The sequence below is a fragment of the Demequina zhanjiangensis genome, assembly GCF_030418315.1.
Lineage (GTDB): Bacteria > Actinomycetota > Actinomycetes > Actinomycetales > Demequinaceae > Demequina > Demequina zhanjiangensis.
Genome location: NZ_JAUHPV010000004.1, coordinates 86,548 through 110,441 on the forward strand (window position 1 = coordinate 86,548; position 23,894 = coordinate 110,441).

General features: G+C 67.5%; 19 protein-coding genes. 16 read left to right on the top strand and 3 right to left on the bottom strand.

From position 1 onward, the window contains the following. Window positions 1-179: 179 nt before the first annotated feature. The 9 genes from pflB to QQX04_RS07735 all read left to right on the top strand — a co-directional run bounded on the left by pflB (window position 180) and on the right by QQX04_RS07735 (window position 10,776). The gene (pflB, locus tag QQX04_RS07700) at window positions 180-2,450 is read left to right on the top strand and encodes a formate C-acetyltransferase (RefSeq protein ID WP_301127860.1); all 2,271 of its coding nucleotides are present in this window, start codon (window positions 180-182) and stop codon (window positions 2,448-2,450) included. Between the two features lie 89 nt (window positions 2,451-2,539). Next, complete coding sequence (gene pflA / locus QQX04_RS07705; protein WP_301127862.1) at window positions 2,540-3,361, top strand: pyruvate formate-lyase-activating protein; 822 nt, start codon at window positions 2,540-2,542, stop codon at window positions 3,359-3,361. A gap of 254 nt (window positions 3,362-3,615) precedes the next feature. After that, window positions 3,616-4,998, top strand: a complete 1,383-nt coding sequence (locus QQX04_RS07710; protein ID WP_301127864.1) for an aspartate aminotransferase family protein — start codon at window positions 3,616-3,618, stop codon at window positions 4,996-4,998. Then, the gene (locus QQX04_RS07715) at window positions 4,998-6,395 is read left to right on the top strand and encodes an NAD(P)/FAD-dependent oxidoreductase (RefSeq protein ID WP_301127866.1); all 1,398 of its coding nucleotides are present in this window, start codon (window positions 4,998-5,000) and stop codon (window positions 6,393-6,395) included. The genes QQX04_RS07710 and QQX04_RS07715 overlap by 1 nt, the downstream gene beginning before the upstream one ends. Beyond that, entirely contained in the window at window positions 6,392-6,739 is a 348-nt protein-coding gene (locus QQX04_RS07720) for a cupin domain-containing protein (RefSeq protein ID WP_301127868.1), read from the top strand. Before QQX04_RS07715 ends, QQX04_RS07720 begins: the two co-directional genes overlap by 4 nt. 483 nt (window positions 6,740-7,222) lie before the next feature. Beyond that, window positions 7,223-7,501 carry a hypothetical protein gene (locus tag QQX04_RS07725; RefSeq protein WP_301127870.1) on the top strand — a complete coding sequence of 93 codons (279 nt, stop codon included), beginning with the start codon at window positions 7,223-7,225 and terminating at the stop codon, window positions 7,499-7,501. 301 nt (window positions 7,502-7,802) lie between these two features. Continuing rightward, window positions 7,803-8,759 carry an ABC-three component system protein gene (locus QQX04_RS07730; RefSeq protein ID WP_301127872.1) on the top strand — a complete coding sequence of 319 codons (957 nt, stop codon included), beginning with the start codon at window positions 7,803-7,805 and terminating at the stop codon, window positions 8,757-8,759. 73 nt (window positions 8,760-8,832) lie between these two features. After that, window positions 8,833-8,979: an ABC-three component system middle component 8 gene (locus tag QQX04_RS14645; RefSeq protein ID WP_367312951.1), complete on the top strand. Its 147-nt coding sequence runs from the start codon at window positions 8,833-8,835 to the stop codon at window positions 8,977-8,979. Window positions 8,980-8,982: 3 nt separating this feature from the next. Then, window positions 8,983-10,776, top strand: a complete 1,794-nt coding sequence (locus tag QQX04_RS07735; protein WP_301127873.1) for a DUF2326 domain-containing protein — start codon at window positions 8,983-8,985, stop codon at window positions 10,774-10,776. Window positions 10,777-11,189: 413 nt separating this feature from the next. Here QQX04_RS07735 and QQX04_RS07740 read toward each other — a convergent pair whose 3' ends face one another. Further along, window positions 11,190-12,689, bottom strand: coding sequence for a PucR family transcriptional regulator (locus QQX04_RS07740; protein ID WP_301127874.1), 1,500 nt, complete (start codon window positions 12,687-12,689; stop codon window positions 11,190-11,192). A gap of 91 nt (window positions 12,690-12,780) precedes the next feature. Between QQX04_RS07740 and gabT the strand changes: the two genes are divergently transcribed. From gabT to QQX04_RS07760, 4 genes are read left to right on the top strand one after another with little or no spacing between them, the layout of a single operon-like run. After that, window positions 12,781-14,142, top strand: a complete 1,362-nt coding sequence (gene gabT, locus QQX04_RS07745; protein WP_301127876.1) for a 4-aminobutyrate--2-oxoglutarate transaminase — start codon at window positions 12,781-12,783, stop codon at window positions 14,140-14,142. Next, entirely contained in the window at window positions 14,139-15,602 is a 1,464-nt protein-coding gene (locus tag QQX04_RS07750) for an NAD-dependent succinate-semialdehyde dehydrogenase (protein ID WP_301127878.1), read from the top strand. The genes gabT and QQX04_RS07750 overlap by 4 nt, the downstream gene beginning before the upstream one ends. Before the next feature lie 30 nt (window positions 15,603-15,632). Continuing rightward, window positions 15,633-17,000: an NAD-dependent succinate-semialdehyde dehydrogenase gene (locus QQX04_RS07755; RefSeq protein ID WP_301127880.1), complete on the top strand. Its 1,368-nt coding sequence runs from the start codon at window positions 15,633-15,635 to the stop codon at window positions 16,998-17,000. Between the two features lie 59 nt (window positions 17,001-17,059). Next, a complete protein-coding gene (locus QQX04_RS07760; protein WP_301127882.1) occupies window positions 17,060-17,491 on the top strand; it encodes a rhodanese-like domain-containing protein in 432 nt (143 codons plus the stop codon). A gap of 82 nt (window positions 17,492-17,573) precedes the next feature. Here QQX04_RS07760 and QQX04_RS07765 read toward each other — a convergent pair whose 3' ends face one another. Further along, window positions 17,574-17,861 carry a hypothetical protein gene (locus tag QQX04_RS07765; RefSeq protein ID WP_301127884.1) on the bottom strand — a complete coding sequence of 96 codons (288 nt, stop codon included), beginning with the start codon at window positions 17,859-17,861 and terminating at the stop codon, window positions 17,574-17,576. A gap of 308 nt (window positions 17,862-18,169) precedes the next feature. On the opposite strand from QQX04_RS07765, the gene QQX04_RS07770 reads away from it, so the two are divergent. Further along, window positions 18,170-19,558, top strand: coding sequence for an L-lactate MFS transporter (locus tag QQX04_RS07770; protein ID WP_301127886.1), 1,389 nt, complete (start codon window positions 18,170-18,172; stop codon window positions 19,556-19,558). Between the two features lie 3 nt (window positions 19,559-19,561). Then, the gene (locus QQX04_RS07775; RefSeq protein ID WP_301127888.1) at window positions 19,562-19,693 is read left to right on the top strand and encodes an MFS transporter small subunit; all 132 of its coding nucleotides are present in this window, start codon (window positions 19,562-19,564) and stop codon (window positions 19,691-19,693) included. Window positions 19,694-19,793: 100 nt separating this feature from the next. Here the strand turns inward: QQX04_RS07775 and QQX04_RS07780 are convergent, their stop codons facing one another. Continuing rightward, window positions 19,794-20,810, bottom strand: coding sequence for an SLAC1 anion channel family protein (locus tag QQX04_RS07780; RefSeq protein ID WP_301127890.1), 1,017 nt, complete (start codon window positions 20,808-20,810; stop codon window positions 19,794-19,796). A gap of 295 nt (window positions 20,811-21,105) precedes the next feature. On the opposite strand from QQX04_RS07780, the gene adhE reads away from it, so the two are divergent. Further along, complete coding sequence (gene adhE, locus QQX04_RS07785) at window positions 21,106-23,847, top strand: bifunctional acetaldehyde-CoA/alcohol dehydrogenase (protein ID WP_301127891.1); 2,742 nt, start codon at window positions 21,106-21,108, stop codon at window positions 23,845-23,847. Window positions 23,848-23,894 lie beyond the last annotated feature (47 nt).

Here is a 23,894-nt window from a genome sequence, read left to right on the forward strand (position 1 = left end):
CCTAGGTACCGTGGTGAAACGAACCGGGGCCAAAGGTCCCGAGAATTAGTGAACACGCCGTTCTATTTTGGTTTTGGACATGCGGTCGACCGGACCGTGTGGTCGCAGCCTCGACGGGGTCCAGAACCGCCGGGGAGAGAAGAGGCCTTACCGGGCCTCGAGCGTGAGGAGTTCCGCCAATGACCATCACTTCCCCCACCGGCGCTGACCTCGACGCCGTCCGCGAGCACGCATGGCGTGGTTTCACGTCCGGCCCGTGGCGCGACGCGATCAACGTCCGTGACTTCATCCAGCTGAACTACACCCCGTACGACGGCGACGACTCGTTCCTCGCCGGCCCGACGGAGCGCACCACGGGTGTGTGGGAGAAGCTGTCGGCGATGTTCCCGGAGGAGCGCGAGAAGGGCGTCTACGACGTCGACTACGAGACCCCGGCCACCATCACCGCGCACAAGCCCGGCTACATCGACCAGGACAACGAGGTCATCGTCGGCCTCCAGACCGACGCCCCGCTGAAGCGCGCGATCATGCCGTTCGGCGGATGGCGCATGGTCGTCAAGGAGCTCGAGACCTACGGCTACCCGGTCCTTCCGGAGCTTGAGGAGACCTTCTCCAAGTACCGCAAGACGCACAACGACGGCGTCTTCGACGCGTACCCCCCGAACGTTCGCGCCGCCCGCTCGTCGCACATCGTCACGGGTCTGCCCGACGCCTACGGTCGCGGCCGCATCATCGGTGACTACCGCCGCGTCGCCCTCTACGGCGTCGACGCCCTGATCGAGGGCAAGAAGGTCGAGCGCATGTCGCTCGACATGGAGCGCTCCACCGAGGACATCATCCGCGACCGCGAGGAGAACTCGGAGCAGATCAAGGCTCTGAAGGAGCTCAAGCAGATGGCGGCCTCCTACGGCTTCGACATCTCGGGCCCCGCGACCACCGCCAAGGAGGCCGTGCAGTGGCTGTACTTCGGCTACCTGGCTGCGGTGAAGGAGCAGAACGGCGCCGCCATGTCGCTGGGCCGCACCTCCACCTTCCTCGACATCTTCATCGAGCGTGACATCGCCGACGGCACCCTCAACGAGTCCGAGGCGCAGGAGATCATCGACGACTTCGTGATCAAGCTGCGCATCGTCCGCTTCCTCCGCACCCCCGAGTACGACTCGCTGTTCTCCGGCGACCCGACGTGGGTCACCGAGTCCATCGGCGGCATCGGCACGGACGGTCGCTCGCTCGTGACGCGCACCTCGTTCCGCTTCCTGCAGACGCTGTACAACATCGGCCCGGCCCCCGAGCCGAACCTCACGGTGCTGTGGAGCGACAAGCTGCCCCAGGGCTTCAAGGAGTACTGCGCCAAGGTCTCGATCGACACCTCGTCGATCCAGTACGAGGCCGACGACCTGCTCCGCGACCAGTGCGGTGACGACGCGGCGATCGCCTGCTGCGTGTCCGGCATGGAGGTCGGCAAGCAGATGCAGTTCTTCGGCGCTCGCGTCAACCTGGCCAAGGGCCTCCTCTACGCGATCAACGGTGGCCGCGACGAGGTCTCCGGCAAGCAGGTCTCGCCGGTCACCCCGGCGGTCGAGGGCGACGTGCTCGACTTCGACGACGTGATGGCGAAGTTCGACGTCTTCATGGACTGGCTGGCCGAGACGTACGTGGACGCGCTGAACTGCATCCACTACATGCACGACAAGTACGCGTACGAGCGCATCGAGATGGCGCTTCACGACCGCGAGATCCTGCGCACCATGGCCTGCGGCATCGCCGGCCTCTCGGTCGCGACCGACTCGCTCGCCGCCATCAAGTACGCCAAGGTCACGCCGGTTCGCGACGAGACCGGCCTCGTGGTCGACTACAAGACCGAGGGCGAGTACCCGGCCTACGGCAACGACGACGACCGTGCGGACGACATCGCGGTGGACCTGGTGCACCGCTTCATGGAGAAGGTGCGCAAGCAGCCCACCTACCGCAACGCCAAGCACACCCAGTCGGTGCTGACGATCACCTCGAACGTGGTCTACGGCAAGGCGACGGGCAACACGCCCGACGGTCGCCGCGCCGGCGAGCCCTTCGCCCCGGGTGCCAACCCCATGAACGGCCGCGACAACCACGGCATCATGGCGTCGGCCCTCTCCGTCGCGAAGCTGCCCTACGACGACGCTCAGGACGGCATCTCGCTCACCACCTCCGTGGTCCCCTCGGGCCTCGGTCGTGACAAGTCCGAGCAGATCAAGAACCTGGTCGGCGTGCTGGACGCCTACACCGTGTCCTCCGGCTTCCACATGAACGTCAACGTGCTCAACCGCGAGACGCTCGAGGACGCCATGGAGCACCCGGAGAACTACCCGCAGCTCACCATCCGTGTGAGCGGCTACGCGGTGAACTTCGTCCGCCTGACGCGTGAGCAGCAGATGGACGTCCTCTCCCGTACGTTCCACGCGGGCCTGTAAGACAGAATCAGGAGCGACGCCCCGCCCCTCGGTGGGCGGGGCGTCGCCCTTTCTCCAGACAACTTCGACAAGGCGAGGAGATCCCCACCATGCCTGACGAGCCCGTCCCCGTACAGCTCCTCACGTCCCCTCCCATGGAGATCGCGGACAAGGAGCTGGAGGACAGCGAGAAGCTCGCGTCACCCCTCACCGGCTCCGTCCACTCGTGGGATCTGGTCACCGGCGCGGACGGCCCCGGCACCCGCATGACGCTGTTCATGGCGGGCTGCGGCATGCGCTGCCAGTACTGCCAGAACCCCGACACATGGCGCATGCGTGATGGCGTGCGGCACACGGTGGACGAGGTGATGGAGCGCGTCACCCGGTACGCGACCGTCATGAAGGTCACCGGGGGAGGGCTCACCATCTCCGGCGGTGAGCCGCTGCTGCAGTCCAAGTTCGTCATGAACGTGTTCCGCCGCTGCAAGGATCTGGACATCCACACGGCGCTGGACACCGCGGGACTGCTGGGTTCGCGTCTCACGGACGACGACCTCAACTACGTGGACCTCGTGCTGCTCGACATCAAGTCGGGCATCCCGGAGACGTACAAGCGGGTCACCGGTCGCCCGCTTCAGCCCACGCTCGACTTCGCCCGGCGTCTGGACGCGCTGGAGAAGAAGGTGTGGATCCGCTTCGTCCTGGTCCCCGGACTCACGGACGCGGTGGAGAACGTCGACGCCGTCGCCGACTTCGTCGCGACGCTCGGCAACGTCGAGCGGCTCGAGGTCCTCCCGTTCCATCAGCTCGGTCGCGAGAAGTGGGAGCTGTCCGGCGAGCCGTACCTGCTCGAGGACACGCAACCGCCGAGCAAGGAGCTGATCGAGCGCGTGAAGCAGCAGTTCGCGAAGCGCGGCATCAACGTGATGTGAGCCAGAGGCGCCCTCCGGGGCGCCTCTTCTCATATGGCCGCCAGCCATGGTTTCCGCAGTCGTGGAACGCCCTCACGTGTTAATTCCTTGTGACATGGCCGATTCTCTGCGGATTCGCTTGCTATCGTCGGACCCAAGCAGTGCGTGCCCCGACGCGAGTCCTGCGGGACTCTTGCTCGACGGATCGTGCCAGGCCGACGACCGTCTTCATGCCACGCATACGCCCGTCGCCAGGCCGGTCGGGTGGAGTAGCCATGGCAATCACGCTTGACCGCACCCGCATCGCGACGCTCATCGAAGAGCAGACCGCGATGCTCAACGAGCGCACCACCAAGTCCAAGGAGATGTTCGGGCAGGCGTCCGAGCACCTCTCGGGCGGTGTCGCCTCCAGCTATCAGGGGCGCGACCCCTGGCCCATTTACATCGAGTCCGGCTCCGGCGACCGGATCGTCGACGTGGACGGCAACGAGTACTACGACTTCCACAATGGCTTCGGCTCGATGGTCCAGGGGCACGCCCACCCGGCCATCGGCGACGCGCTCGCGAAGCGCTACCCGCTCGGCACGCACTTCGCTGCCGCCACCGAGGACTCGATCGTCGTCGCCGACGAGCTCGCCCGCCGCTGGGGTCTGCCCAAGTGGCGCTTCACGAACTCGGGCTCCGAGTCCACCATGGATGCGATCCGCATCGCCCGCGCCTTCACCGGCCGCGACACCGTGATGAAGATCTTCGGCAGCTACCACGGTCACCACGACACCGTCATGGTGTCGATCGGCGTGGAGTACGACAAGATCGGCGACCGCGAGAACCTCGAGTCGCTCGCCTACGGCGCAGGCATCCCGCAGGCGACCGTCGACATGACCATCGCCGTGCCCTTTAATGACGCCGGCGCCATGGAGCGCCGCATCGAGCGCCTCGACGCCGAGGGGCGCAAGCCCGCCTGCGTCATCATGGAGGCCGCGATGATGAACCTGGGCGTCGTGCTTCCCGAGCCTGGCTACCTCGAGGCCGTCCGCGAGATCACCAAGAAGCACGGCATCGTCCTCATCTTCGACGAGGTCAAGACCGGCCTCACCATCGCCCCCGGAGGCGCCACCGAGAAGTTCGGCGTCACCCCCGATATGGTGACGCTCGCCAAGGCGCTCGGCGGTGGTCTGCCGTCCGGCGCGATCGGCGGCACCGAGGAGGTCATGGCGATCGTCGAGGACGGCACCGTCTACCAGGTGGGCACCTACAACGGGAACCCGCTCACCATGGCCGCCGCCCGGGCCTCGCTGCTCGACGTGCTCACCCCGGCCGCCTACGACCGCCTCGCCGAGCTCAACGACCGCATCGTCAACGGCTGCCAGGCCGTGATCGACAAGTACGACCTGCCCGGCTACGCCGTCGGCATCGGCTCCAAGGGGTGCGTCACCTTCGCCACCGAGAAGATCGTGGACTACGAGACCTTCAAGGAGGCGCAGGACGTCGACCTGTGCGAGCTCGCATGGCTGTGGAACATGAACCACGGCATCTTCATGACCCCGGGCCGCGAGGAGGAGTGGACCATGTCCGTCGTCCACTCCGACGAGTCGGTCGACGCCTACATCGCCGCGTTCGACTCGCTCGCCGCTGCGCTCACGGAGGCCGACGCCTGATGACTGCCGAGGCCTCCCGCACCACTGTCTTCGAACGCGAACCCGCCGACCCCGCGGTGGTGCGGGAGGCCCTCAGCGGCTCCCGCCTTGCTCCCTTCTGGCTCGACGGCGTCGAACGCCCCGAGCACCCGCCCCTGTCAGGACTCGAGGTGGCCGACCTGGTCATCGTCGGCGGCGGCTACGCCGGCCTGTGGACCGCTGTGCTCGCCAAGGAGCGCAACCCTGAGACGCGCGTCGTCCTGCTGGAGGGCGAGCTGATCGGCTGGGCGGCGTCCGGCCGCAACGGCGGCTTCTGCGAGGCCAGCCTCACGCACGGCCGCGAGAACGGCGAGAGCCGCTGGCCCGACGAGATCGACAGGCTCGACGAGCTCGGCCTCGAGAACCTCGACGAGATCGAGGCGACCGTCGCGAAGTACGGCATGGACGTCGACTTCGAGCGCACCGGGCAGCTGAGCGTCGCCGTCGAGCCGCACCAGGTGGAGTGGCTCGAGGAAGGCTCGCTCGACGCCGACGGCGTCCGCGCCCTGGTCGACTCGCCCACCTATCTGGGCGGCGAGCTGGACACCGAAGGCTGCGCGATGGTGCACCCCGGCAAGCTCGCGCTCGAGCTGGCCCGCGTGGCAGTCGAGCTGGGCGTCGTCATCCACGAGCGGTCCGCCGTCACCGAGCTGACCGACAACGGCGTGCGCACCGGCAGGGGAGAGGTGCACGCGGCGAAGACCGTGCTCGCCACGAACGTCTTCCCGTCGCTGCTCAAGCGCAACTCGCTCATGACGGTGCCCGTCTACGACTACTCGCTCATGACCGAGCCGCTCACGCCCGAGCAGCTCGCCTCGATCGGCTGGGACGGCCGCTACGGCATCGCCGACATGGGCAACCAGTTCCACTACTACCGGCTCACCGCGGACAACCGGATCCTCTTCGGCGGGTACGACGCGATCTACCACCCCGGCCGCAAGGTCAAGGGGGCGTACGAGGACCGTCCCGAGTCCTACGCGAAGTTGATGAGCCACCTGCTCACCACCTTCCCGCAGCTCGAAGGCATCCGAATCTCGCACCGCTGGGCCGGAGCGATCGACACGTGCACCCGCTACTGCGCGTACTTCGGCACCGCGCGCAAGGGGAAGGTTGCCTACACGGCGGGCTTCACCGGGCTGGGTGTCGGGGCGACGCGCTTCGCCGCGAACGTGATGCTCGACCTGCTCGCGGGCGAGGACACCGAGCGCACGCGGCTCCAGATGGTGAAGGAGCGGCCGCTGCCGTTCCCGCCCGAGCCCGTCGCGGCGATCGGCATCGGCATGACCCAGTGGTCGCTCAACCAGGCCGACCACCGCGAGGGACGGCGCAACATCCTGCTGCGCACCCTCGACCGCTTCGGCCTGGGCTTCGACTCGTGACGACGCTGGAGCCGGGCGGCGTGATCCGCGCGGCCTCGCTGCCGGTGCCCCTGGAGGCGCTGCCGCATGCACAGGTCGAGGCCGGGGCGCCGCGGGCCGGCTCTGTCGCTCTCGCGGCGTTCGAGGGGCTCGAAGTTGGGGTGTGGGAGCACACCCCGGGCGTCAGCACCGACGTGGAGATCGACGAGGTCTTCGTGGTGCTCTCCGGGGCCGCGCGCATCGACATGGTCGAGCCTGAAGGCGAATCGCTTGAGGTCGGTCCCGGTGACGTGGTGCGGCTCGTGGCCGGCCAGCGCACGCGCTGGACGGTGACGGAGACGTTGAGGAAGATCTACCTGGCCTGAGTTCTGTCCCCAGGAACCCCTCAGCGGCGTCGAGTCTGAGTAGCCTTGTCGCAGGGGCGGGAATGCACGACAGGGGGTTCAGAGGATGGTCACGGCGCCTAGCAAGAGGTATCGGCAGGTCGACGACACGGGACTTGTGTGGACGCACCGTCTTCACCTCGCCCTCACGGCTCTCTGGGTGCTTCTGGCGGCGTACGTGTGGGCTTCCGAGTGGTCGGACTGGATCGGGCTGGCGCTGCTGACCTGCGCGAGCGTCGTCGGTGTCGGTTCCAATGGCTACCTGGCACTCAAATCGAAGCAGGAGATCGACCGTCGCCGAGCTCACGGCCCGTCTATGCACGTAGTCGAGTAGCGCTTCACGGCTTCCCATGGACAAGGGAGGGGCGGGCATGCTGGTTAGGCGCCAATCCGCCCGGTCGCGTACACACGGGCACACGGGTGGGTCGCCTGCTGGGCACCGGATGCTCTCGACATGATGATTGCGTGGCGCAGCTCAGCGGGATGCAGTCACTGTGCAACCCTGCCTTCATGATCGTCGTTCCCGAGTTGCAGTTCCGCACCCGCTGCGTAGAAGGTGACCCTGTGTTCCTCGGCGGCGTCGATGTCTGGACCATGGAGTGGCAACGCACGGCAACCGCGGTCCTCATGCAGAACTCGATTGGTCCCAACCCTCAACGCGTGCCCACCTATCGCATCCCAGGTCCACATAGGGCGGTCTACTTCGCGGCAACCGAGACATCAAACTGCGTGTGCGCGTTCTAGGGGCGTGTCCGGAGTGAGACCGCACCGGAGGGTTGATCGACGAGTTGCCTTCTTGGCTAGACGTGCAGCACTGCGTCCGGAGCCAGGGTGACGACCAAGGAAGCAACTCGTGAATACACCCTCATGGCGGTGTCGCCCTCTCTCGGGCTCAAATGGCCACGCAATGATCAAGTGGAAGTAGAGCCTCTAGCCGAGCGGACCGACGTCGCCGCACCGGTCGCCTCCACCCCCGTCGCCTGGAAGCGGCGCCCGCCGTGGCGAGCCGCTTTGGGCAGCGGTCGCCGAGAGCTAGGGTTCTTCCATGCGCTACCCGTTCCACGACTTGGACGACAGCAAGTTTGAACGTCTCGTGGTTGCACTGATGCGGGAGTTGTTCGGGCTGGCTGTCGAAGAGTTCTCGCCAGGCCCCGATGGTGGGCGAGATGCGCGGTTCACGGGTACCGCCGAGAGATTCCCGAGCGCCGCCAGCCCCTGGGTGGGCTGCACAATCGGGCAGGCCAAGCACACGAGCGGGTTTAACACTCACATTTCAGACAGCGATTTCAGCGGTGCCGGAGAGACGTCGTTGATCTCAGTGGAGATCGAGCGTGTAAAGGCGCTCGTGAAGTCCGGTGAGCTCGACAACTATCTTCTCATTACAAATAGGCGCGCTGGAGCGATCGCTGCCACTGACATCAGGGACCGGATAGCACGTGAGGTTGGCATCCCGACTGAGCGCATATTCGTCGCCGGCATCGAGTTCCTTGATTCGATGCTCGAGAAGTTTCCAGGCCTTGTTCGACAGGCCCATCTGGAGATGCCAGATGTGCCGCTGAACGTTCCGAGCCAGGATCTCGCGGAGATAATTCTTGCGGTTTCCAAGGCGCTTGGTGCTGACGATCTCCTCACGGATGCACCAGTCGTTGACAGGGTCTCACTTGCGCAGAAGGACGCTGCGAACGGTATGTCGAGTGAGTTTAGTTCCCAGCTCGCCAGGAACTACCTTGACCTCACGATTGAAATCCAGCGATTCCTGGCTGCACCTGGAAATGTTGATGTCCTGCGGCGATATGAGGCTGCCGTGGAGGACTTTCAACTCAAGATCATTGCTCATCGAAGTGACTTCGAGTCTTTCGACAGGCTCTTTAATTACCTCGTGGGCTTGCTCTTCTCTCGAGACACTGTCCTCGGGCGGGAGCGGAGGCTCACGCGCGCTCTGGTCTTCTACATGTACTGGAACTGCGATATCGGGCGGGTGCCGGATGCTATTGCCGAATAAGCACTCGCACCCCGACGCGACAGTAATGGCGGCGTCGACCGTGATTCTCCGCGCGCTCCGCCGCGAGCGCGTCATGAAGTACGACGACGTCAAGCGTGTTGCGGGTCGCGAGGTGCGAGACGTGGACTATTTGTTCACGCCCGCGGTCAGCCTTCTTTTCCTCCTTGGAATAGTTGAATACCGGCCGACGGTGGATTGCTTCGAATACACGGGTGGATAAATAGTGAAGTTAGAACGACTGTACTCGAACCGTCCCGAAATCTTCGAAGAGGTCAGATTCAATGACGGGTTTTCTGCGGTGCTCGCGGAGATTCGCAAGCCAGAAAATATGGATCTTGACACCCACAATCTCGGCAAGAGCACGGTCGGGGCACTCCTGGACTTCTGCCTGTTGAAGGGCAAATCGAAAAGGTTCTTCCTCTTCGCCAACGGAGATATATTTCGTGAGTTTGTGTTCTTCTTGGAGGTCATGCTCCCGGACGGCCGCTTTCTTACGATTAGACGAGCGGTAGACCCTGGCACCCGTGTCGATCTTGCGATCTCAGATGTGCCCATCGATGGTGAAGGCGACGAATCGGTCGTGTGGGAGCACACCAATCTCACGCTCGCGCGGGCGAAGTTGATTGTCGACGGATTGTTGAGCTTCGACGTGCTCAAGCCATGGGGTCTGCGGCAGGTGATTGGATACCTGATTCGCAGCCAGAGTGACTACGGCGATGTGTTCCAGCTGGACAAGAACTCCGGCAAGCACCTGGAATGGAAGCCGTTCGTTGCGCAGCTGATTGGCATGGACGGTGAGCGCGCTATGGCCCTCTATCAAACTCGTGATGACGTGGAGCAGTACCGAGAGCGGATCAAGACGCTCAAGGCGGAGTGGGGCGGCGTCGAGGTTGACTCCTCGGTGCTTAGCGGCCTTATCGCCAACAAGCGACGTGAGGTGAAGGAGAAGGAGACCGCGGTCGAGGCGTTCTCCTTCCACGGCGACGATGTCGAGCGAGTCAGGGTGCTGGTCGACGAGACCGAGCAAGAGATCGCCAGGCTCAATGAGGACTCGTACAGACTTAGGCAGCTGGCGGTTCGGCTCGAGGAGTCGCTGGCTGAGGACCAGATCGTATTCCGGCCAAGCGAAGCCGAGGGGCTGTTTGCTGAAGCTGGCATCGCTTTCGGGGACCAGGTGAAGCACACGTTCGAGAGCCTCATCGCGTTCAACCGTGAGATTTCCGAAGAGCGTAGAGGCTACTTGGCGGCGCAGTACGCAGAGGTCCTGGAGGAGCAGGAGGCCACGGATGCGCGACTTGAGGAACTGGATCGAATTCGCCGTGACGTTCTGGGGGTTCTGCGCGAGTCAGACTCGCTTGAGAAGTACCGTGACGTCTCGCTCGAGCTGACTGATCTCAAGGCCGAACTTCAGGCTCTTGAGGCCCGCCGGGTGGCCGCCGATCGGCTACTTGACCTCAAGCAGGAACTGCGCGAGAAGGAAGAGGACTTCAACCGGCTCAAGTCGGAGACGGAGACTGAAATCGTCGCGGTCAGCAGCGATGACGAGGGGCGATTCGGCTTGCTTAGGCGGTATTTCGGAGACATTGTCAACGAAGTGCTTGGGCAACGAGCGCTGCTCGCGATGCACCTCAATGCGTCGGGAGGAATCGATTTCGTGGCCGACTTCATCGACGACAGTGGAACGGCAACAGCTGGCGGCGAGGGCCTCACCTACAAGAAGACGATGTGCATTGCTTTCGATCTTGCGCTTCTGAGGGCGTATGGCGATGCCCCGTTCCCGCGTTTCGTCTATCACGATGGAGCGTTCGAGCAGTTGGAGTCGCGCAAGCGCCAGAAACTGCTCGCGGTCTTCCGCGAGTACTCGGAGCTCGGATTCCAGCCCATAGTCTCGCTACTTGACTTCGAGGTTCCGCGGGGTAGCGCCGCTTCAGCGGACCGGCTCTCGGACGGCGAAGTGATCGTTACTCTCCACGATGAAGGTGAATCGGGTCGGTTGTTCAAGACAGAGTCTTGGTAGGGCGTGCGGAGGTTGGCCGGGCAGCCCGCGCGAAGCACGGGGCGCGCTGTGCGCGCCCCCAAACTTGAAGTAGCAACATAACTCGTTACGCCATCCAGACCCCTCCGGCCACTCGATAGCGGCTAGCCCCAGGCGGTTCCGGGCTTGGTCAAGCCCGACCGTTCAGTGGCAACGGAAGTACGCGCATGCGAGGCGAGCGCATCTCGTGGCTGCACACCTGGGCACGGGCTCGACGGGTTCCGGGTTCGCCGGTAACTTGCCCGCTCGGGTGGCAGGAGCTCGCGGGTGCCGTGCGAGGGGCGGGTGCGCCAGCGGCGCAGGCCGCACCGCACCGGGCCCCGCCGGCCCTCGACGCGTGTTCACCGATGGGGGCTGATTAGCGACAGGTGGGCAAGCCCGCCTGAGGCGCGCCCCTACGATTCAAGCCGGCCCGAGGCCGTCAGCGCCGCCCACGCCAGTGCGCGGCCCGCGACCGTGCTCAGATCGAGCCCGAGCAGCCGCTGCGCCTGCTCGATCCGGGTCCGCACCGTGTGCCTGTGCACGCCGAGCGCCCGGGCCGCGGCGTCGTGCGCGCACTCCGCCGAGACCCAAGCGGTGAGCGTCGCCATCAGCTCTGTGCCGTGAGCGCGGTCGTGGTCCGCGAGCGGCTCGAGAGTGCGCGCGCCCAGCTGGCGCGCCTCCTCGTCGCCGAGCGCCGCGAGCATCCCCAGCCGCGCCGTGTCCTCGAAGCGGACGAGCCCGGTGTGGCCGCGGGTGAGCGCGATCCGCGCCCGCGCGAGCGCATCGCCGTACTCCTCCCAGGAGTGAGCGACTGACATCCCGACCGGCTCGTCGACGGCGGCCAGCGCGATCGCGGCGCCGTCCGCCGGGCCGAGCACGATCGCCTCGGTCGTCCAGAGCACGACGAACAGCGTGGGCTGTTGCGTGAGCGCCGTCAGAAGGCGGGGAGTGGGATGCGGGGCGATGGCAACGGCGACCGGCGGGGACGGCAGGTAGATGCCGGCTGCGTCGGCGACGTCTCGGGCAAGGTCGCCGTCATCGCGCTCGATCGCTGCCAGGAGCCCTGCCCGAAGCACCTCACGTCCGTGCTCCAGGTCGGCCCGGCGCTCGCCCGCCGCACCCGCGATGGCCGCGGCAGTGGTGACGACGGAGCGTTCGTGCTCGTCCAGCATCATCGCGACGGCGAGCACGCCCTGGCCGCCGCCGTGCCCGAGGGTCTGCAGCGTCACGGGAGTGTCCCCGACGGTGAACGAGCCGCCCGCCGCGACCCGGCGGGCGGTGAGGCCCACGGCCTCGACCCGCACCCGCTCGGCGGCGTCGGCCCCGAGGCCGCCGGCGGGGTGCTCGTGGAGGAACCTGCCCCCAGCGTCGACCACGCCTACCCAGACGCCCAGGCGTCGCGACAGTTCCGCGATCACCGCGTCGGTGCCGCGACGGCTCAGCGCGGCCAGCGCGATGGCGCGCTGCGCGTCGAGCGCCCACGTGCGGCGGGCGTAGGCGGCGGCCGCCACGGCCTCCGCGTTCGCACGTGCCACCGCGATGAACGGAGTCTTGTACGGCACCTCCCACAGCGGGATGCCGTGGGTTCGGCAGGCCTGCGCCAGGGGAGCGGGGATGCCGTCGCGCACCACCTCGGTGCCGAAGCCCAGCCCCAGCACCCCGCGGCGCCGCAGTCGGTCCACGTAGGCGTCGTACTCGTCGTCGGAGGCGGCGTCCGCGAACTGCGTGCCCGTGGTGAGGAGCACGAGCCCTTCGGAAAGAAACGGCGTGGGGTCCAGGAGGTCGGTGCTGTGGACCCACCGGATCTCGCGGTCGAGCGCATCGGCGGGCAGGTCGGCGGGATCGCTGGCGAGCCGCAGGTCGAGTCCGCGTCGCGCGAGCAGCGCCCTGATGGTGGGCCCGGCGGGTTCCATGGACGCAGTCTGCCACCGTGTACAGAGATGCGCACCACTTTGTACGCCGTGGCGAATGAGTCTCCCGCAACCCATGCCTAGGCTCGCCGCTATGAGCACCCTTGAGGCATCCGCCGTCCCCCTCGGTGGGCCGGCCCTGGCGCAGGAGCGCCGACTCGTCACGTCCATCCCCGGTCCCCGCTCGCAGGAGCTGCTCGACCGGAAGGCGCAGGCGGTGCCCCGCGGCGTCGGCCACACCGCCCCGATCGCGGCGGTCGCCGCCGGTGGTGGCGTCGTCGTCGATGCCGACGGCAACTCGCTGATCGACCTCGGCTCCGGCATCGCCGTGACCTCCGTGGGCAACGCCCACCCTGCCGTCGTCAAGGCGGTCCAGGACCAGGTTGCGCAGTTCACCCACACCTGCTTCATGGTGTCCCCGTACGAGGGCTACGTGGCCGTCGCCGAGGCGCTCAACAGCCTCACGCCCGGCGACTTCGAGAAGCGCACCGCGCTGTTCAACTCGGGCGCCGAGGCCGTCGAGAACGCGATCAAGATCGCCCGCCACCACACCGGCCGCTCGGCCGTCGCCGCGTTCGACCACGCGTACCACGGCCGCACCACGCTCACGATGACGCTCACGGCCAAGGCGATGCCCTACAAGACCGGCTTCGGTCCCTTCGCCCCCGAGGTCTACCGCGCCCCGATGTCGTACCCCTACCGCGACGGGCTGAGCGGCAAGGCCGCCGCCGCCCGCGCCATCTCGGTGCTGGAGAAGCAGGTGGGAGGCGACCAGCTGGCCGCCGTCATCATCGAGCCGATCCAGGGCGAAGGCGGCTTCATCGTCCCGGCCGACGGCTTCCTGCCCACCATCCAGGCATGGGCCAACGAGAAGGGCATCGTCGTCATCGCCGACGAGGTCCAGAGCGGATTCGCCCGCACCGGCACGATGTTCGCCTCCGAGCATTTCGGCTTCATGCCCGACCTGGTCACCACCGCCAAGGGCATCGCCGGCGGCATGCCCCTCGCGGCCGTCACCGGCCGCGCCGAGATCATGGACTCCGCCCACCCCGGCGGCCTCGGCGGCACCTACGGCGGCAACCCCGTCGCCTGCGCCGCCGCGCTCGCGACCATCGAGGTCTTCGAGACCGAGAACCTCTCCGCGCGGGCTGCCGCACTCGGCGCCCTCATGCGCGACCGCCTCGAAGCGCTCCAGTCCAGCGACCCCCGCGTCGGCGAGGTTCGCGGGCTCGGCGCCATGATGGCCATCGAGCTCGTCGAGCCGACCACCGGAGAGCCCGCCCCCGCCGTCGCCGGCGCTGTCGCCAAGGCGGCCATCGCTCAGGGCGTCATCGTGCTCACGTGCGGCACCTACGGCAACGTGCTCCGCTTCCTGCCGCCGCTGTCCATCTCCGACGAGCTGCTCGTCGAAGGCCTCACCGTCGTCGGCAAGGCCCTCGCGGAGGTGCAGGCATGAGCGCCACCGAGAAGGCAGTCCTGGACGCCGTCCCCACCGGCCTGTTCCTCGGCGGCGAGTGGGTCGCCTCCTCCACCGGAGCGACGTTCGAGGTTCGCGACCCGGCCACCGGTGACGTGCTCACCTCCGTGGCCGACGCGAGCCCCGAGGACGGCGTCCGCGCGCTCGACGCCGCTGCCGCCGCTCAGGACGAGTGGGCCGCCACCGCGCCCCGAGTCCGCGCCGAGATCCTCCGCAAGGCGTTCGACCTGGTGCAGGAGCGCAAGGAGGAGCTCGCGCTGCTCATGACGCTCGAGATGGGCAAGCCGCTGGCCGAGGCCAGGGGGGAGGTCGCCTACGGCGGCGAGTTCCTCCGCTGGTTCTCCGAGGAGGCCGTCCGCATCTCCGGCCGCTACGGGCTCAACCCCGAGGGCACCGGCCGCATGGTCGTCTCCCAGCGCCCCGTCGGCCCCAGCTACCTCATCACCCCGTGGAACTTCCCGCTCGCGATGGCGACCCGCAAGATCGCGCCGGCGCTCGCCGCCGGCTGCACCGTCGTGGTCAAGCCCGCAGCCCTGACCCCGCTCACCACGCTCGCGATGGTGGGCATCCTCGAGGAGGCCGGCGTCCCCGCGGGCGTGGTCAACGTCATCACGACCACCAGCTCGCGCGGCGTCACCGAGCCCCTGCTCGCAGACCCGCGCCTCAAGAAGCTGTCCTTCACCGGCTCCACCGAGGTGGGCCAGGGGCTCATCCGTCAGGCCGCCGACCGCGTCCTCCGCGTCTCCATGGAGCTGGGCGGCAACGCGCCGTTCGTCGTCTTCGAGGACGCCGACCTGGACAAGGCCGTCGAGGGTGCCCTCATGGCCAAGTTCCGCAACATCGGCCAGGCCTGCACCGCCGCCAACCGCTTCATCGTCCACAAGGACGTCGCCGACGAGTTCGCCGCGAAGGTCACCGAGCGCGTCACCGCGATGCGCATCGGCCGCGGCACCGAGGACGGCGTCACCATCGGCCCGCTCATCGACGACCGCGCCGTCGAGTCCTCGCTCGCCCTCGTGGCCGACGCCGTGGACCGCGGCGCGACGGTCACCACCGGCGGCGCCGCGATCGACGGCCCCGGCAGCTTCCTCGCGCCCACCGTCCTGACCGACGTGAAGGCAGGCAGCGAGATTCTCCGCGAGGAGATCTTCGGCCCCGTGCTCGCCATCGCGACGTTCGAGGCCGAGGACGAGGCTGTCGCGCTCGCTAACGCCACCGACTACGGGCTCGTGTCCTACGTCTTCACCGAGGACCTGGCCCGCGGCCACCGCATGATCGACCGGCTCGACACGGGGATGATGGGCCTCAACGCAGGCGTCGTCTCCAACGCGGCTGCGCCGTTCGGCGGCGTCAAGCTCTCGGGCCTGGGTCGCGAAGGCGGCCTCGAAGGCATCCACGAGTACCTGTCCACGAAGTACACGCTGATCCCGGTCAGCTGACCGCAGCACCACCACCAAAAGAGGAGAAGCATGACCGCCTACGCCGTCGTCAACCCCGCCACCGGGGAGACGCTCGCCACGTACCCGACCATGACCGACGCCGAGGTGGAGGAGGCGCTCGCCAAGGCCGAGGGCGCCTACCGCGGCTGGTCCCGCAACTCGACGCCCGCCGAGCGCGCCGCACTGATCCGCAAGGTCGCGGAGCTCCACCGTGAGCGCCGCGACGAGCTCGCCGCGATCATCGTGCGCGAGATGGGCAAGCCGCTGTCCCACGCCTACGGCGAGGTGGACTTCGCGGCAGACATCACCGAGTACTACGCCGACCAGATCGACAAGATCACCGGCGACACCCCGCTCGACATCCTGGGCGAGGGCACCGCCGTGGTGCGTCGCGCCCCGATCGGCGTGCTGCTCGGCATCATGCCGTGGAACTTCCCCTACTACCAGGTCGCTCGCTTCGCCGCGCCGAACATTGCGGTGGGCAACACGATCATCCTCAAGCACGCGCCGCAGTGCCCCGAGTCCGCCGCCGCGATCGAGCAGATGTACCTGGACGCCGGCTTCCCCGAGGGCGCCTACGTGAACGTGTACGCCACGAACGAGCAGGCTGCGGACTTCATCGCCGACCCGCGCGTCCAGGGCGTCTCCGTCACCGGCTCGGAGCGTGCGGGCTCGGCCGTCGCTGCGCTCGCGGGCAAGCACCTCAAGAAGGTCGCGCTCGAGCTGGGAGGCTCGGACCCGTTCATCGTGATGTCCACCGACGACATGGACGCCGTGGTCGCCGGAGCGCTCGAGGCGCGCATGGACAACTCCGGTCAGTCCTGCAACGCCCCCAAGCGCTTCATCATCATCGACTCGCTGTACGAGGAGTTCGCGGAGAAGTTCACCGCGGCCGTCGCGGGCACCGTCGCCGGCGACCCGTTCGCCGAGGGGTCGGACATCGGCCCGCTGTCCTCTCTGCTCGCCGCGGAGCGCCTCCAGGCGCAGGTGGACCGCGCGGTGGAGCAGGGGGCGACGCTGGTGACGGGCGGCGTGCGCACGGGCGCCTTCTACTCGCCGACGGTCCTGGCCGACGTCACGAAGGACATGGACGTCTACAAGGAGGAGCTCTTCGGCCCCGCGTCGACGCTGTACAAGGTGTCGTCGGAGGAAGAGGCCCTCGAGCTCGCGAACGACACCGGCTACGGCCTCGGCTCGTACGTGTACACGACCGACCCGGAGCAGGCCGACCGTATGGCGAACGGAATCGACGCGGGCATGGTCTACGTCAACTGCGTCCTGGCGGACAGCCCCGAGCTTCCGTTCGGCGGCGTGAAGCGGTCCGGCACCTCGCGTGAGATGGGCCTGCTCGCGGCCGACGAGTTCGTCAACAAGAAGCTCGTGCGCGTCGCGCCGTAGCGTGCGCGGCGGCGCGGACGGTTGACGCAACATATACCCCCTGGGGTATAGTTTCCGTCATGAAGAAGCACATCGTCCGCGCCGCCTTCGCCGGCGCCCTGCTGACCCTGGCCGTTCCCGCGCTCACCGCCTGCTCGTCCGACGACGCTGCCGTGGTGGAGCCCGCCGACGTCGTCTTCGACGCGTCGCACGTCGACTCCTCGATGTTCGCCGCCGCCACCGAGGTGGACGGCGTCACGATCATCGACGTCCGCACGCCTGCCGAGTTCGCCGAGGGCCACCTGCCTGGCGCGGTCAACATCGACGTGAGCGCCGCGACGTTCGCGGACGAGATCGCGCAGCTCGACCCCGACGCCGACTACGCCGTGTACTGCCGCTCGGGCAACCGCTCACGCGCAGCGATCGAGACCATGCAGGGCGCAGGCTTCGCCGCGCTGATCGGCCTCGAGGGCGGCATCGGCGCGTGGGGCGGCGAGGTCGTCACCGGCTGACCCCCACCACCCTCTGTACGCCCCGGCCTGCTCCCTCCCCTTCCCGCAGGCCGGGGCGGACTGCTTTCAGGCTTCGGCGGCTTCAGACGCTGCGGTCGCTCCATCGCGGGTCCCACGCGCCATCCGCCTTCAGCTCGTCGCGGAGGCGCCGGAAGTGCTCGCGTCCGTGCGTGCGCTTCTGCTGCCGGATCCAGCGGTCGAACTCGCGGAAGTCGCGCTCGGGGTTGAAGGCGAAGCGGTCGTCGGCCTGAATCATCCACGAGCGCTGCTCGAAGCCGCGCTCCCAGCGTCGGTCCTCGCGCCGCTCGCGCCGCTCCTCGTGGTGCACCGCGATCACGTCGCGCCATTCGGCGAGCATGCCCTGTCGCATCAGAAGCCCCCTTCATCTGTTGCTGCGCCGCCGCCCCCCGGCGAGCGAACGCCCTGTCTCCCGCCGTGTGAGCGTGGCGCCCACGAATTGGTACGGGAAACGCTGATATTTCACACCTGATGCAGCGTTGTCAAGGGATTTCGGCCTGCGACACGCGGTGTCTCCTTCGACTGTGGCGTCGAGGGGCCAGAATCCGGACCAAGGTCCCTGCGTTCTCACTCCCGGAACCAGGAATATGGGGCTCAGCGGAGCAACGATGCTCGAGCGTCCCCCGTTCGCGGCGCGTTGCTCCCGAAGGGAGAACAACGATGTCCATCCTTGACCGCGAACGCACCGTCGCCCCGCCCGGCTACAACCGCTGGCTCGTGCCCCCGGCAGCGCTCGCCGTCCACCTGAGCATCGGCCAGGTGTACGCCTACTCCGTCCTCAAGGACGCGCTCCGAGACCGCTTCGACGCCTCGCACACGCAGGTCGGGATCATCTTCTCGATCTCGATCGTGATGCTCGGCCTCTCCGCCGCGTTCGGCGGCCGCTGGATGGAGCGCAACGGCCCGCGCAAGACCATGGTGATCTCCGCGGCGGCCTGGTCGAGCGGCTTCGCGATCGCCGCGCTGGGCGTCTCGATGGATCAGCTCTGGGTCGTCTACCTGGGCTACGGCTTCATCGGAGGCATCGGCCTCGGGCTCGGCTACATCTCGCCCGTGTCGACGCTGATCAAGTGGTTCCCGGACCGTCCCGGCCTGGCCACGGGCCTGGCGATCATGGGCTTCGGTGGCGGCGCGATGCTCGCAGCCCCGCTCACCCAGTACATGCTCAGCTCCTACTCCGCGACCGAGGCCGACTCGCTGGTTCCGACCTTCCTCACCCTGGGTGCCATGTACGGATGCCTGATGCTGCTGGGCGCCGCCGTCGTCCGCGTGCCTCCCAAGGGCTACGTCCCTGAGGGGTGGGTGCCGTCCGAGCACGTCTCGAAGGTGTCGAGCGGCGGCCAGGTGAGCGCGAAGAACGCGATCAAGACGTTCCCGTTCTGGATGCTGTGGCTCGTGCTGTTCACGAACGTCACCGCCGGCATCGGCATCCTCGAGAACGCCAAGCCGATGATCGAGGACTACTTCCCGGCCGTGTCCGCGGCGGCCGCCGCAGGATTCGTCGGGCTGCTGTCCCTGGCCAACATGGGCGGCCGCATCGGCTGGTCGAGCTTCTCCGACGTGATCGGGCGCAAGGCCACGTACATCATGTACCTGGGCGTCGGCGCCGTCGCCTACACCTCCGTCGCGCTCTTCGGCCCGGCGAACCTGGTGCTGTTCGTGCTGCTCGTGGTGCTGATCATCTCGTTCTACGGCGGAGGCTTCGCCACGATCCCGGCCTACCTCAAGGACGTGTTCGGCGAGTTCGAGGTAGGTGCCATCCACGGTCGGCTGCTCACCGCATGGTCGGCCGCCGGTGTGGCGGGCCCGCTCATCATCAACGGCCTGCTCGACCTGCTCGAGGGCCAGGGGCTCAGCGGCGCCGACCTCTACCGCCCCTCGATGCTCGTGATGGTCGGCATCCTCCTGGTCGGCTTCGTCGCCAACCTCCTGGTGCGTCCGGTCAGCCAGAAGTGGCACGAGGCCGACGACGCGGTGCCTGACCACGAGCTCCACCACACCGCAGACAGCGACGCGCCCGCATTCGCGGCCGCGGGGAAGGAGTCCTGAGCCATGGCTGACAAGAGCAGTTCCACCAGCGGGTCCAACCCGCTCGCCTATGTGCTGTGGGCGCTGGTCGTCTCCGGCCTCGTCTACGGCGTCAGCATGACCGCGATCCGCGCCGCGGCGCTGTTCACGGGCTGACAGTTCGCCTTCGCTGATGCCCTGGCCCTGAGCGGTCAGGGCATCAGTGCGTCTGGGCCCGCTCGGCTTCAGCGGGACGGGCCGACGCTCCGCCCGAGGATCAGGCGGCCGGGCCGGGAGGCGTGGGCTCGGGGCTGGTGAGCTCGCCGCGTCGGGCGGCGATGATCGTGCGCACCGCCATGGCCGCCACGAGCATGGTGGCCGCAGCCAGCGATACGGCGCCGACCCACTCCCACCAGGCCGCACCGTCGGCCGTCTGAAGGAAGGCGCGCGACGCGGCGGCCAGGGGGAAGGTGTACGCCCACGCGGAGACCGCCCAGGGGGCCTTCCGGAGCGAGCGGCTCTGCACCAGGAGGAGGCACACCTGGAACAGGGTGACGCCCAGCAGGATGCGGGCTGCAGGGTCGTCCCAGGAGCCGCCCAGGCGCACCCACGCGAGGCTCGCGACCGCCGGGGGAGCGACGAGGATCGCGAGCGTCGGTGCGAGACGCGGCGGGATGACGCCGGCGGTGAAGAGGCGCGCCAGGACCACGGGCAGCAATCCCAGCCAGTAGACGATGCCGACGCCGAAGAAGAGCCAGCTCAGATCCGCGTCGGCGTGCTCGACGCCCGCGAGCGGCACGACCAGGTTGCCGACCACGGGGATGAACCAGGCGGGGTGGATGTGCGTCTGGGTGATGGTCGCGTCGGCGATCCAGCGGTGCATGACGTACAGCGTGACCGCCGCCTGCAGCGTCGCGCCGACTGCCCACAGCCCGAAGGAGAGGCCCTCCTGGACCTCGAGCAGCGCCGTCGCGGTCACGAGCGCGCCGATAGGGACCGTGGCGATGAAGGCCGCCTTGACCGGGTGGGTGGCCTCGGCGCGCACGGCGGCGGGGTGAAGGATCGCCTTCGCTGCGTAGGCGACAGTGGCCAGGGCGAGCGCTCCGAGCGCGACCCAGGCGAGCGTCTCTCCGGTCGCGGCCGGAAGGTCCCAGCGGTGCGCGGCGCCCTGCCATGCGAGTGCCAGTCCGCCGATGCCCATGACGGAGGCGAAGATGCCCACCGGGAGGTGCTGAAGGCCTGGGCCGGTGGGGGACTGCGGTGCCGCGGGTGCGTCGGCGGGGGCTGCGGTCATGGGGTTCTCCTGGGATCTGGCCACTCTTCTATACCCCCGAGGGTATACGCCGACGCGCAGCGATGTGCGTCGAACCGGGCAGGACGGTCGGCTGTCGCCCCTTGAGCGACACCTGTCCAACAGGCTTCGGAACCGTGTGAATGCGCTGGAAAAATACCCCCTAGGGGATGCAAAAGGCCTGGTATTTAGGCCCATGGTCCCCGGGACCTTGGCACCGAGCAGACCGCGTTGATCCCCCTTACACTTCTAAGTGTCGGGACCCGATGGGGGAACCCGGTAGAGGAGAGAGTGAAAGATGACAACCACAGCCCCGGACCAGAAGGCCGAAGCTCCCGCCCAGGCGGTCGACGTTGCGGCATCCATCGACAAGCTCGTCGCGAACGCGCAGGTCGCCCTGCAGCAGTACGCGACCTTCACCCAGGACGACGTCGACCTTCTCGTGAAGAAGGCCTCGGTCGCCGCGCTCAACCAGCACGGTGAGCTCGCGGTCCTCGCAGTCGAGGAGACCGGCCGCGGCGTGTTCGAGGACAAGGCCGTCAAGAACATCTTCGCCTGCAAGCACGTCACCCACTCGATGGCGCCCATGAAGACCGTTGGCATCATCAACGAGGACCCGATCAAGGGCATCATCGAGATCGCCGAGCCCGTCGGCGTGGTCGCCGGAGTCACCCCGGTCACCAACCCCACCTCGACCGCGATCTTCAAGTCGCTCATCGCGCTGAAGACCCGCAACCCGATCATCTTCGCGTTCCACCCGAGCGCACAGAAGTCGTCCGTCGCCGCCGCCAAGATCGTGCGCGACGCCGCGATCGCCGCCGGCGCCCCCGAGTTCTGCATCCAGTGGGTCGAGACCCCGTCCATCGAGGCCACCGGCGCCCTGATGAACCACGACGGCGTCGCCCTCATCCTCGCGACCGGCGGAAACGCCATGGTCAAGGCGGCCTACAGCTGCGGCAAGCCCGCACTCGGCGTCGGCGCGGGCAACGTCCCCGCCTACGTCCACAAGTCGGCCAACCTGGACCGCTCCATCAACGACCTGGTCATCTCCAAGGCGTTCGACAACGGCATGGTGTGCGCCTCCGAGCAGGCAGTCATCCTCGACGCCGACATCTACGACGAGTCGATCAGCCTCTTCAAGCGCCTCCACGCCTACATGGCCACCCCCGCCGAGAAGACGATGCTCGAGGAGTTCATCTTCGGCGTCCAGGCCAACGGTGAGAACTGCGCCGGCGCCAAGCTCAACCCCAACGTGGTTGGCAAGACCCCGCAGTGGATCGCCGAGCAGGCAGGCTTCACCGTCCCGGAGGAGACCTCGATCATCATGGCCGAGGTGTCCACCGTCGGCGAGAGCGAGCCCCTCACCCGCGAGAAGCTGGCCCCGGTCCTCGCCGTCCTCAAGGCGGAGTCCACCGAGCAGGGCCTCGACTACGCCAAGCGCATGGTCGAGTTCAACGGCCTCGGCCACTCGGCCGCCATCCACGCGCAGGACGACGAGCTCATCAAGGACTTCGGCAAGATCTGCAAGGCCAGCCGCATACTCGTCAACTCGCCCTCCTCGCACGGTGGCATCGGCGACATCTACAACGCCCTCATGCCGTCGCTCACCCTGGGATGCGGCTCCTACGGTCGCAACTCGGTCTCCGCGAACGTCACCGCGGTCAACCTGATCAACGTGAAGCGCATCGCCCGGAGGAACAACAACATGCAGTGGTTCAAGGTGCCGGCGAAGACCTACTTCGAGCCCAACGCCATCCAGTACCTCATGGACATGAACGGCGTGAACCGCGTCACGATCGTCACCGACGCGACCATGACGCAGATCGGCATCGTGGACAAGGTCCTCGACATGCTGCAGCGTCGCGAGAACCCCGTCTCCGTGCAGATCATCGACAACGTCGAGCCCGAGCCGAGCGTCTCCACCGTCCGCAAGGGCACCGAGACCATGCGTGCCTTCCAGCCCGACACGATCATCGCCGTCGGCGGTGGCTCGCCCATGGACGCCGCGAAGGTCATGTGGCTCCTGTACGAGCACCCGGACATCGACTTCGCCGACCTCAAGGAGAAGTTCTTCGACGTCCGCAAGCGCGCCTTCCAGTTCCCGAAGCTGGGCGAGCTGGCCAAGCTGGTCTGCATCCCCACCACGTCGGGCACCGGCTCCGAGGTGACGCCGTTCGCGGTGATCTCCGACCCGGAGAACGGCCGCAAGTACCCGCTCGCCGACTACGCGCTCACGCCGACCGTCGCGATCGTGGACCCGGTCCTCACCAGGAACCTCCCGGCCCGCGTGGCCGCGGACTCCGGTCTGGACGCCCTCACCCACGCCACCGAGGCCTACGTCTCCGTGTACGCGAACGACTACACCGACGGCCTGTGCCTGCAGGCCATCAAGATGGTCTTCGAGCACCTCGAGACCTCGGTGCAGGAGGGCGGCGAGGCCGTCAAGGCCCGCGAGAAGATGCACAATGCCGCGACGATCGCCGGTATGGCCTTCGCCAACGCGTTCCTCGGCCTGGTGCACGCCATGTCGCACGTGACCGGCTCGACCTTCCACGTCGCGCACGGCCGCACCAACTCCATCTACCTGCCCCACGTGATCCGCTACAACGGCAAGGTCCCGACCAAGCCCACCTCGTGGCCCAAGGCCGAGTCCTACGTCGCGCCGCAGCGCTACCAGGAGATCGCCAAGCACCTCGGTCTGCCGGCCTCCACGCCGGAGGAGGGCATCGAGTCCTACGCCAACGCGGTCGCCGAGCTGCGCGCCAAGTGCGGCGTCGAGGGCTCGTTCCAGGAGGTCGGCGTCGACGAGGCCGAGTTCATGGCCTCGCTCGACACGCTCGCGATGAACGCCTACGCGGACCAGTGCGCGCCGGCCAACCCGCGCCTGCCGATCCTCGAGGACATGAAGATCATGATGGAGGCCGCGTACTACGGCACCTCGTTCGACGAGGTCGTCGCCTCCCGCAAGGCCAAGGCCGCGTCGGACAAGGCTCCCGCCGCGCCCGCCAAGAAGGCCGCAGCGAAGAAGTCCGCCAAGTAGCGGCATCAGGCGAGTCGGACCTGGACACACCCGGCCCGCACCGGAAG

Excerpts from the sequence above, each read along its gene's own strand:
- QQX04_RS07755 (WP_301127880.1), top strand. The coding sequence starts at position 15,633 with ATGACCGCCTACGCCGTCGTCAACCCCGCCACCGGGGAGACGCTCGCC.
- QQX04_RS07730 (WP_301127872.1), top strand. The coding sequence starts at position 7,803 with ATGCGCTACCCGTTCCACGACTTGGACGACAGCAAGTTTGAACGTCTC.
- QQX04_RS07760 (WP_301127882.1), top strand. The coding sequence starts at position 17,060 with ATGAAGAAGCACATCGTCCGCGCCGCCTTCGCCGGCGCCCTGCTGACC.
- QQX04_RS07715 (WP_301127866.1), top strand. The coding sequence starts at position 4,998 with ATGACTGCCGAGGCCTCCCGCACCACTGTCTTCGAACGCGAACCCGCC.
- QQX04_RS07780 (WP_301127890.1), bottom strand. The coding sequence starts at position 20,810 with ATGACCGCAGCCCCCGCCGACGCACCCGCGGCACCGCAGTCCCCCACC.
- QQX04_RS07765 (WP_301127884.1), bottom strand. The coding sequence starts at position 17,861 with ATGCGACAGGGCATGCTCGCCGAATGGCGCGACGTGATCGCGGTGCAC.
- QQX04_RS07740 (WP_301127874.1), bottom strand. The coding sequence starts at position 12,689 with ATGGAACCCGCCGGGCCCACCATCAGGGCGCTGCTCGCGCGACGCGGA.
- adhE (WP_301127891.1), top strand. The coding sequence starts at position 21,106 with ATGACAACCACAGCCCCGGACCAGAAGGCCGAAGCTCCCGCCCAGGCG.
- QQX04_RS14645 (WP_367312951.1), top strand. The coding sequence starts at position 8,833 with ATGAAGTACGACGACGTCAAGCGTGTTGCGGGTCGCGAGGTGCGAGAC.
- QQX04_RS07775 (WP_301127888.1), top strand. The coding sequence starts at position 19,562 with ATGGCTGACAAGAGCAGTTCCACCAGCGGGTCCAACCCGCTCGCCTAT.
- pflB (WP_301127860.1), top strand. The coding sequence starts at position 180 with ATGACCATCACTTCCCCCACCGGCGCTGACCTCGACGCCGTCCGCGAG.
- QQX04_RS07750 (WP_301127878.1), top strand. The coding sequence starts at position 14,139 with ATGAGCGCCACCGAGAAGGCAGTCCTGGACGCCGTCCCCACCGGCCTG.
- gabT (WP_301127876.1), top strand. The coding sequence starts at position 12,781 with ATGAGCACCCTTGAGGCATCCGCCGTCCCCCTCGGTGGGCCGGCCCTG.
- pflA (WP_301127862.1), top strand. The coding sequence starts at position 2,540 with ATGCCTGACGAGCCCGTCCCCGTACAGCTCCTCACGTCCCCTCCCATG.
- QQX04_RS07710 (WP_301127864.1), top strand. The coding sequence starts at position 3,616 with ATGGCAATCACGCTTGACCGCACCCGCATCGCGACGCTCATCGAAGAG.
- QQX04_RS07770 (WP_301127886.1), top strand. The coding sequence starts at position 18,170 with ATGTCCATCCTTGACCGCGAACGCACCGTCGCCCCGCCCGGCTACAAC.